The 9,102-nt window shown below is 66.6% G+C and carries 10 protein-coding genes and 1 pseudogene; 2 read left to right on the top strand and 9 right to left on the bottom strand.

Annotated features, from left to right (window positions below; all coding sequences use genetic code 11):
• Positions 1-286: hypothetical protein (locus VE172_RS12395; protein WP_324801923.1), on the top strand; the 286-nt coding region annotated here is incomplete at its 5' end.
• On the opposite strand, the gene VE172_RS12390 is transcribed toward VE172_RS12395, so the two are convergent.
• The 8 genes from VE172_RS12390 to VE172_RS12355 form a co-directional block, all read right to left on the bottom strand.
• The gene (locus tag VE172_RS12390) at positions 240-914 is read right to left on the bottom strand and encodes a helix-turn-helix transcriptional regulator (RefSeq protein WP_324801920.1); all 675 of its coding nucleotides are present in this window, start codon (positions 912-914) and stop codon (positions 240-242) included. The genes VE172_RS12395 and VE172_RS12390 overlap by 47 nt on opposite strands.
• 125 nt (positions 915-1,039) lie before the next feature.
• Positions 1,040-2,275 carry an apolipoprotein L family protein gene (locus VE172_RS12385; RefSeq protein WP_324801918.1) on the bottom strand — a complete coding sequence of 412 codons (1,236 nt, stop codon included), beginning with the start codon at positions 2,273-2,275 and terminating at the stop codon, positions 1,040-1,042.
• 2 nt (positions 2,276-2,277) lie between these two features.
• On the bottom strand, positions 2,278-2,736 hold the full coding sequence (locus tag VE172_RS12380; RefSeq protein WP_324801915.1) for a hypothetical protein: 459 nt from the start codon (positions 2,734-2,736) through the stop codon (positions 2,278-2,280).
• A 19-nt stretch (positions 2,737-2,755) separates the two neighbouring features.
• On the bottom strand, positions 2,756-3,301 hold the full coding sequence (locus VE172_RS12375; RefSeq protein WP_324801913.1) for a hypothetical protein: 546 nt from the start codon (positions 3,299-3,301) through the stop codon (positions 2,756-2,758).
• A gap of 149 nt (positions 3,302-3,450) precedes the next feature.
• The gene (locus VE172_RS12370; protein WP_324801911.1) at positions 3,451-3,972 is read right to left on the bottom strand and encodes a hypothetical protein; all 522 of its coding nucleotides are present in this window, start codon (positions 3,970-3,972) and stop codon (positions 3,451-3,453) included.
• A gap of 12 nt (positions 3,973-3,984) precedes the next feature.
• Entirely contained in the window at positions 3,985-4,233 is a 249-nt protein-coding gene (locus VE172_RS12365; RefSeq protein WP_324801908.1) for a hypothetical protein, read from the bottom strand.
• A gap of 226 nt (positions 4,234-4,459) precedes the next feature.
• On the bottom strand, positions 4,460-4,816 hold the full coding sequence (locus tag VE172_RS12360; protein ID WP_324801905.1) for a hypothetical protein: 357 nt from the start codon (positions 4,814-4,816) through the stop codon (positions 4,460-4,462).
• Entirely contained in the window at positions 4,800-5,249 is a 450-nt protein-coding gene (locus VE172_RS12355) for a hypothetical protein (RefSeq protein WP_324801903.1), read from the bottom strand. The genes VE172_RS12360 and VE172_RS12355 overlap by 17 nt, the downstream gene beginning before the upstream one ends.
• A gap of 437 nt (positions 5,250-5,686) precedes the next feature.
• Between VE172_RS12355 and VE172_RS12350 the strand changes: the two genes are divergently transcribed.
• Positions 5,687-8,671 carry a S8 family peptidase gene (locus VE172_RS12350; protein WP_324801900.1) on the top strand — a complete coding sequence of 995 codons (2,985 nt, stop codon included), beginning with the start codon at positions 5,687-5,689 and terminating at the stop codon, positions 8,669-8,671.
• 53 nt (positions 8,672-8,724) lie between these two features.
• Here VE172_RS12350 and VE172_RS12345 read toward each other — a convergent pair.
• Positions 8,725-9,102, bottom strand: a pseudogene (locus VE172_RS12345) (TetR/AcrR family transcriptional regulator); the annotation flags it as partial.

The raw sequence follows: 9,102 nt of genomic DNA, 5'->3' as shown, positions 1-9,102 counted from the left end.
TCCCCTGCTGCGCCTGGTGATCCACCCCGTGTCGGGCGTGCCGTGGCGGCGCGCGGCGCGCGCCGCCCTCGCGGTGGCGGGGCTGGCGCTGCCCGTGGGCGCGGGGTTCCGCGACGCCATCGGCGCGGTGCTTCACGTGGCAGAACCGTCCGCGATCCCCGACCGCATCAGGGTTTTCGCCGAGATCACCTTCGGATTCGCCGCGACGGCGGGGCTGGTGGCCTTCGCGATCGTCCTGCTTACGGCTTGGCGCGCGACAGCCGCACGCAGCAGTGCTGCTCGCTAGGGTTCAGGCGGGCGCGCAGGCCCTCGGCCTTGGCGCCGTCGATCATGCCCTCGACCAGGCCGAGGTTCATGTCACACACCAGGGCGGCGTGGCGCATCACCAGGGAGTGGAAGGGGCAGTTTCCCAGCGCGATCTGGGCGGCGATCTCGCGGGGTTCGAAGCCGAAGGACTCCAACAGCTCGATGAGACCCCGCTCCCCCGTCGCGCCGCCCGTGGCCAGGTCGCGGCCCGCGTCGCAGGCCAGGCGCCGCAGCGCGTCGCGGGCGGACACGCCCGTGCGGTCGGATTCCTCGACCGCGTCGGCGAGCAGTTCGGCGGCCATGTCGTAGCGCCGCGGCGGGATCGAGACATCGAGCTGGGTGGTGGATCGTTTGTAGAGTTTGGACGGACGCCCCGCGCCGGGGCCGTCGCGTCCGTTGCGGCGCGCGAAGACCACGTCCAGGAGGCCCTCGTGCACCAGCTTGTCGAGGTGGAAGACGATCGTGGGTCGGGGCAGATCCAGCGCCTCGGCCGCCTCGTCGCGGCTGACGGGGTCGACCTCCTTCGAGACGTACTCGAAGAGGCGACGCCGGGTGGGCTCGTCGAGCGCGGCCAGGGCCGACACCCGGTCGTCAAATGAATCGTTCACCATCGAATTCTAAATCAGACCGTGCGTGGCCGGTGACCTCACGGTCCTCTAAAATCCATGGTCGTTTTCTTTAGAAGGTGGAGCGGGACGCGGCAGGGATGCGCCCCGCTCCGAGGAACAAGGTCCTAGGTGATGACTTCGTCGGCGTTCTTGTTGGTGACGCCCATGAAGTTCGGGTCCGGATGCAGCACGACGTAGTCCACGCGGTTGGCGCCCGCGGTGATCTTGTCGATCTTGTCGAACCCCTGCGTCGCCACCGTGTTGTAGATGTCGTCGAGCGCGTTGAAGGTGTCGGTGGCGGCCTTGAGGATCTTCTGCACCACCTCGTCGATGCCGCTGCCCGACAGCGGGTTCGGCGACCCCTTGACGCCCATCGCCGAGGCCACCGTCTGCGTGCTGCCCGCCACCAGGTCCATTCCCGCCGCGACGGCCGCGGCGCTCAGGCCGCCCGTGACGGGGATCGACACGAAGCCGCCGATCATCGTGGCGATGCCGCCCACGATGCCCAGGGTCGCCACCGCGCTGTCGTCGCCCTGCTTGCAGTCGTCGCAGTGGTCGACCGCGGCGATGCCGTCGTGCAGGATCGAGTCGATGTCCTTGCGGGCCCGCAGCATGACCTGCCTGTTGACCTCCAGCAGGTTGCGCACCGTGCGCACCGCCGCGTTGTAACTCTCCACCACGTGCGGGATGTTCGTCGTGATGTCGGTGAAGGTGGTGGCCGTGGCGCCCTGCCAGCCGATCGAGCCCGCCATGGTCGGGGCGAAGCCGAAGGAGGCGTTGCCGAACAGGCCGCCCGGCGAGCTGGGGTTGGGGCGCACGTCCACGCCGTTCTTGTCGGCGGCCAGTGGCTTGACCGTCGCCAGCGCGCCGGTGCCGGTCACGCTGGTCAGCGGGTCCTCCGCGCCGTCCGACTTCTTCGGGTCGGGGAAGTTCTTGGCCCGGTCGAACTTGTCGACGATGTACGTGAGGTGCTTGTTCTTCAGCTCGTTCTCGATCTTGGAGACGTCGCCCGGCTCGATCGTCAACAGGTCGATCTTGTAGTAGTCCTTGTACTTGTCGACGACCTTCTGCGAATCGGGGCACAGCAGGCTGTATCCGTTGTCGCCCTTGTCATTCTTGGAGATCACCTTCGGGGTGACCGGTGTCCCCGAGCTCGCCGAATCGCGGGTGGCCTGGTTCTGGGCCTCCTGATTCTGGTACTGCACCTGGCCGTCGATCTCGGACTTCATCGACTGGGCGCGGGTCTGCACCGTCTGGGCGGCCTTCTCCGCCACCTTGTCCTTCAGCTGCACCGCTAGATCGTGAATGTGCGAGGCGTAGTCGCCCTTGGACATGCCGTCGGTCTTGCCGCAATCACCCATGGTCAGCTCCCTTCAGGACGTTCGGCGGGGTCATCGGAGGGTTCGGGCACATAGTTGCCGTCGGGGTCGTCGGGGTTGACGTCGGGAAGCCGCGGCACGGTCCCGTCGGGCAGGCCGTTGGAGCTTTCCTCGCGCCCCGCGGCCTGGTTGATCGCGTCGACCTGGGTGTCCAACTCCTTGGCGTTGGTGTGGTCGGCGTCGCATACGGCGTTGACGTAACGCACCAGCACCACCGAGGTGTTGAACAGGTTGTCGTGGCTGTCGGCCGCGGCCGACCACAGCGCGTTGATGGCCCCTTCGCACGCCGCTTTCAGGGCGTCGCCGTGGCCTGATTCGAAGACCTCGCCCGTGGCGTCGTGGGCGGTCTTGACCTGGGTGATGACGTCCCCGTAGATCTGCCCCATCTGGTGCAGGTGGGTGGACGCCCGAAGCACCGCGGGTAGGGGTACTGCCGTTGTCATGTGATGTCTCGCTTCGTGATTATTTGGTGAGGTTGAGGCCCGTGAGCCCCTGGAGGATGAAGCTCGGCCCGGTTTCCAGCTCCGTGATCGTCTGCATCGCCGATCGGGCACGGGTCAGGGTCCGCTTGGCCGCCAGGGCCACGTCCTTTTTGAACATTTCCTCGGTCATGTTTCGGGTGGTGCCGGGGCGGATCTTGACCTGCCAGGTTCGGGTTCCCCGCACGCGCACGCGGACGCTGGAGGTTTCCACCACGACCACCTCGGCGTCCTGCCGCTCGAAGACGCGGCGGGACGCGGGCGAATCGGGGGTGGCGGGCTCCGGCTCGAAGTCCAGCTCCAGCGACTCCCGCAACGCCCGGCGGCGGGCACGCCGACGCGCCACGGCGATCAGGCGCGAGATGCCCTCGAGTTGCGAGGCCAGCTCGACGTCGGTGTACCGCTCGTAGGTGCCGGGGCGGAACTCGAAGTCCGCCACGTCGCCCGATTTCAGGCGGGCCTTGATATTTCCGTCCGGAGAGGACACTTCCTCTTCATGGGCGGCCATGATCTCGGCGAATGTGCGCATGGTCAATCTCTTCCCGTGGAACTAAAGGAATTCCGCGGCAGCACTGGTAACCGCGGAATTGTTCGTGACTTGACGAAAAGAGAGATTACGGTCGGCTTACGGGGCTCGACTCACTACTTTGTGCCAACCGGGGTGACACAAAAGCGACACTAGCGCTTCACCAGCGCATAGCCGTACACTGCGGCGATCTTGTCCGGATCCGGGAGGTTCTTCGACTCCCAGCCGAACTCCAGGGAATGCTCGGATGAACCATTGGAGACGTTCGCGATATCGAGGTTCGCGTCGGCGTCATTGGTGCCGCCGATGATCTTGTCACTCGAGTCGCGGAAGACGTAGGCAGTGGAGATGTTCGTTTTATCGTCGACAGTGGAACGCAACCGCATCGTCAGTTTCGCCTTCTTTCCCTTGACGAACCCGATCTGCACCGTGCCGCTGACCAGCGTCACGGACGTGTCCACCGAGAACACCGCCGCGAAGCTGGTGCGGTACAGACCCTCGGCGTCCTTCTTGGACGTCATGCCGCTGTCGGCGAGACGCACCAGGCCGTCGTTGTCCTCACACTCGACCTTCGCGCTGGTCGGCGGCGGCTCGGACGGTTCCGATATCGAGCCGCCGCCGGTGCAGGCGCCAAGCAGCAACAGCGGGACGACCGCGATCGACAACCTGGGCACCCGATTCATCGTTTAGTTCTCCACCGTGCTGATCACGTTGTCCTGTGTGGCGCCCCCGGCCAGCGCACCGGTCCAGAACGTGGCGAGGTCGCTGTCTCCGTTGGAGGACTTGCCGAAGGACTGCACGGTCTTGAGGCCGTCATGGGCGATGCCGTCGATGTCCTTGCGACCCCACTTGAGCAGGCCCGAGTTGGCGGCCAACAGGTTGCGCATCGCCTTGGCCATGTCGATCTGGTTGCCGCCGCGCCCGAACGCGTCCACAATGTAGTCGAGGTGCGTCTTCAGCTTCGACTCGGCGTCGCCCTTGTCCTTGGACGTGAAGGTGAGCAGGTCGACGTGGCAGTGCGTGCGACAGTCGTCGATCCGCTTGCCACGCGGCGTGCCTTGGCCACCTCGTCCCTGATCTTGGTGGCGATCTCCTTGACGTGCGAGCCGAATGCCTCAGTGCTCATGCCCAGGCAGTCGCCGCGGGCGCTTGAACCACCCATCACCTACCTCCCTGCGGCCGGTCGGCCTTGTCGTATTTCGGCTCGTCGATGACGTGGTTGGGGTCGCTCAGGTCGGGGTCCGGCGGGGGCTCGTGGTGGTCCTTGTTCCCCTTGTCGGTGTTGCTCTGCGCGAGGTTGTAATCGTCCACCTCGTGCTTGAGGTCCAGGGCGCAGTTGGCGTTGATGTGGCGCACCAGGGTTCGGGAGGTGTCGTGGAGGTTGTCCTCGGAGTCGGAGCAGTAGCCCCAGTACGCGTTGATCATGCTGAGGCCGCTCAACGCCTTCACCTCGGTGATGATGTCTCCGTACTTGTCGCCGATGCCGTCGAGTTCTTGCGGGTCAATCTTTACGTTCACGGTTCGTATTTCCTTCTACGAGAAGCGCAGAGACTTCAGGATCTCGCTGGGGCCAAGGGTGTTCATCCGAAGGGCGTTGAGCTCGCACTGCCACTCGGAGATGGTTTCCTGCAACAGATCCGACAGCTCGCGCAGATCGGCTTCCTGGGGGGGAGCCCGGGCCGCGCCGCGCGATGGCCTCGCCGTGGCCCAGCACTTTGTCGAGGGTTCGGCGATAGCCGCGGGTACGGGCGGCGTTGCCGAGTCTGGCTAGTTGCACAATCTGGTGCGCTAGTTCAATTTCGCTGTAGTTCTTGTACGCGTTGGGTTTGAACTCCAACTTGGTTACTTGGCCGCCAACGATTCGGGCCTTGATCGCGCCGTCGGGCGACGTAACCATGTCGTCCTGTTTGGCGTATTCCTCGGGAAAACTGAGGTTCGCAGGATCGGTCATGACCATCCTTTGAGTGGTGAGTGGATACGGTGCGCTCGGCTTCAGCGCGCGGCCGTCGTACATACCGCGACATGCCCCCCAGTGCCGAGATGCCCGTTAGTGACGTCGACTGTGCCGCCATCACCAGGGAAAATGGCCGAGTGACCGCTCCATGACCGACACCGATCGTTCGGTTCACGGAACTTGCCCTCCTCGGGACCTAAGTCACATATCCGGTATGGACACCGAATGGTTAATGGGCGCCGACAAAGAACCGAATTGTGGAGTGGTGCGAATATCGAGTCCATTGTGGTTATAACGGGATCGTAACGAAACGACTCCGGTTACCCATCAATACCTTTCGCCGCGCCCATCACATCGACCCAACTCGATTTTTGGCCTTACGGTGTGTGAACGTGCGCTACCCGGGCGCGCGCCAAGTCAAAAGAGGTACCCCCGTGAACTTTCGACTCCTCGGACGTCGACGCAGGGCGGTAGGGGCGGCCACCGTGGCCGTCGCGGCGGCAGTTGCCCTCGTCGCCGCGTCGAACCCGGTGTGGTCGGACGACCACTCGTCCCCCGACACCCAGTATCGCGCCGGACGCTACATCGTGGAGGTGGCCGGAGACCCGGTCTCCACCTACCGCGGCGGAGTGTCCGGCCTCGGCGCCACCGCCCCCGACGACGGAAAGCGCCTGTCCACCAAGGGAAACGATGTCAAGCGTTACCGCGACTACCTGAAGTCCAAGCGCAAGAGCGTCCTGAAGCAGGTGCCCGGTGCCAAGACGCTCTACCAGTACGACACCGTGTTCAACGGCTTCTCGGCGAAGCTGTCGGCGGGCGAGGCTCGCGCCATGTCCAAGGCCGACGGCGTGCTGCGGATGTGGCCGGACGAGGCGCTGAAGCTGGAGCGCAACACCCAGCAGTTCCTCGGTCTCACCGGCGACGGCGGCGTGTGGCAGCGGCAGTTCGGCGGCGGCAAGCACTCCGGCGAGGGCGTCATCATCGGCGACATCGACACCGGCTTCTGGCCGGAGTCGAAGTCCTTCGCGGCGCTGTCGAAGCACCGGCCCGACGCCGACGTCATCGACGCCAAGTGGCACGGCACCTGCGACGCAGGCGACGCGACCGATCCCGCCGACAACGTCTCCTGCAACAACAAGGTGATCGGCGCGCGGTACTACCACAGCGCGGGTCCGGTGTCCGAAGAGGATGGTCCGGCCTCGCCGCGCGACTGGGAGGGCCACGGTTCCCACACCGCCTCCACCGCCGCCGGCGACTACCAGGTGTCCACCCCGGACGACGGCAAGATCTCCGGGATGGCGCCCGCCGCCCGGCTGGCCGTGTACAAGGTGTGCTGGGTGGTGTCCCAGTGCGGCACCGCCGACTCCGTGGCGGCCATTGAGGACGCGGTCAACGACGGCGTCGACATCCTGAACTTCTCCATCTCCGGAGACAGTTCGTACATCGTGGACCCGGTGCACGTGGCGTACTTCAACGCCGCGGCGGCGGGCGTGTTCATCGCGGCCTCGGCGGGCAACTCCGGTCCGGGCGCCAGCACCGTGGCGCACAACACGCCGTGGATGACGACGGTGGCGGCCAGCTCGTACGACCGGGCGTTCAAGGCGACGCTGACCCTGGGCGACGGCTCCTCGGTCGTCGGTTCGGGGCGCGGCGCGGCCGTGGGCTCCACCGGCATCGTCTCGTCCACCGAGGTCGGCGCCGACGGCCAGTCGGCGCAGGCGGTGAAGGAGTGCCACCTGGGCGCGCTCGACAAGTCCAAGGTGGACGGACGAATCGTGGCGTGCGCGCGGGGCACCAACGCCCGCACTGAAAAGAGCACCGAGGTCAAGAACGCCGGCGGCGCGGGAATGGTCCTGTACAACGTCTCGCCGGACGCCGACGACATCGCCGCCGACAAGCACGCGGTGCCGACCATTCACATCTCGGTCGCCGACGGCAAGAAGCTGTTGACGTATCTGGATTCCTCGAAACCCACCGCTTCGCTCGGCGCGGGCGAGGAGTACAAGGCGGAGGCGCCGGAAATGGCGGCGTTCTCCTCGGCCGGTCCCGCCCTGGCGGGCGGCGGCGACCTGCTGAAGCCCGACATCACCGCGCCGGGCGTGGACGTCGTGGCCGCCGTGGCGCCCCCGGGAAACAACGGCGACGACTTCGCCTCCTACCAGGGCACCTCGATGTCCAGCCCGCACATCGCCGGTCTCGGCGCGCTTCTCAAGGCCAAGCATCCGAAATGGACTCCTGCGGAGATCCGCTCGGCCATGATGACCACCGCGTCCCAGACCGACAACAAGGGCAAGCCGATCCAGCGGCACGGCGCCGACGCCACCCCGCTGGACTTCGGCGCCGGTCACGTCACGCCGAAGGACATGTTCGACCCGGGCCTGGTCTACGACTCCGGCCCGTCCGACTGGCTGGAGTACGGCTGCGCCATCGGCCAGTTCCAGCTGCTGGGCAACGACCTGTGCGACGGCGTGAAGTCGATCGACCCCAGCGACCTCAACTACCCGTCCATCGCCGTGGGCGAGCTGACCGGCAGCCAGACCATCACCCGGTCGGTGACCAACGTGTCGTCGAAGACCAGCACCTACTTCCCGAAGGTCAAGGCGCCCAAGGGAACCAAGGTGACGGTGAACAAGAGGTACCTGAGCGTCCGGCCGGGCCAGACCAAGAAGTTCACCCTCACGATCACCCGCACCGACGCGGCCTTCGGCAAGTACGCCTTCGGGTCGCTGACCTGGAAGGACACCGACGGCCACGCGGTGCGCAGCCCGATCGCGATCGAGCCCACGGCCCTGTCGGCCGACGGCGAGTTCACGGGCACCGGCACCTCCGGCAGCCGGAAACTGTCCGGAAAGGCCGGTTACGACGGCACGCTGAGGGCCACCGCCACCGGCCTGGTTCCCAGCGATGTCAACAAGTTCACGCTGTCCCATCCGGACGGATCCGCGTTCGACACCAGCGCCCCGGCCGAGGGAGACCACACCAAGGCCGTCACGGTCAAGGTGGACTCCTCGGCCGACTTCGGCAAGGTGGCGACGTTCAACGCCGACCACCCGTCGGGCACCGACGCCGACCTGTACGTGTACCAGAAGGACGGCGACGACCTCACCCTGTACGGCGGCTCCACCAACGGCGGCGCCGACGAGTCGGTGATGCTGGAACCCGGCGCGACCTACGTGATCTATGTGGACCTCTACGCCGGCGGCGACTCCACCGACATGGTCTTCCACTCCTGGAGCGTGGGCGGCGAGTCCACCCACCTGTCGGTCACGCCGACCAGCCAGAAGGTCGCGATGTCGAAGACCTGGGACGTCACCGCCAAGTGGTCCGGTCTGGACGCCGGGAAGCGCTACCTCGGCGCGGTGAGCTATTCCGACGGCAAGAAGGCGCTGAAGACCACCTTCGTGTCCGTCAACACCTGACCTTCCTCCACCTCTCGGGCCCCGCCTCCGTCGCACTCGGGGGCGGGGCCTTCTCATACCCGCGCCACGGGTGGGATCAGCGCGGAAACGGTGCGGCCCAAGCGATCCGTGATGTCGGCGGCGTCGCCGAGCACGAGTCGGTGGAAGGCCCCGGCCAGAGCGCCCGCCAGCGCCTCGACGTCGGTGCCCGGGGCGAGGCGGCCGCGGGCGTGCTCGGCGGTCAGGTAAGCCGCCAGCGCGGTGTCGACCGCGTCGATGCCGCTGTTGCCGTCGCCCAGCACCTCCCGGACGCGCGGGGCGAGGTCGGGCCGCGCGGCGAGCAGCCGGGCCAGCGCCCGGGCGGGGGCCGGCGGGATCGCCAACAGCGCGGCGCGGAGGTTGTCGTCCATTGTGCCTCTTCCCGCCTTCCGCGGGAGGGAACCGATCTCGGC

Origin of the sequence: Stackebrandtia sp. (assembly GCF_035643755.1) — a bacterium.
Classification (GTDB): domain Bacteria; phylum Actinomycetota; class Actinomycetes; order Mycobacteriales; family Micromonosporaceae; genus Stackebrandtia.
The sequence above is the reverse complement of the archived record's forward strand: the minus strand, read 5'-3'. Positions and strand labels throughout refer to the sequence as shown.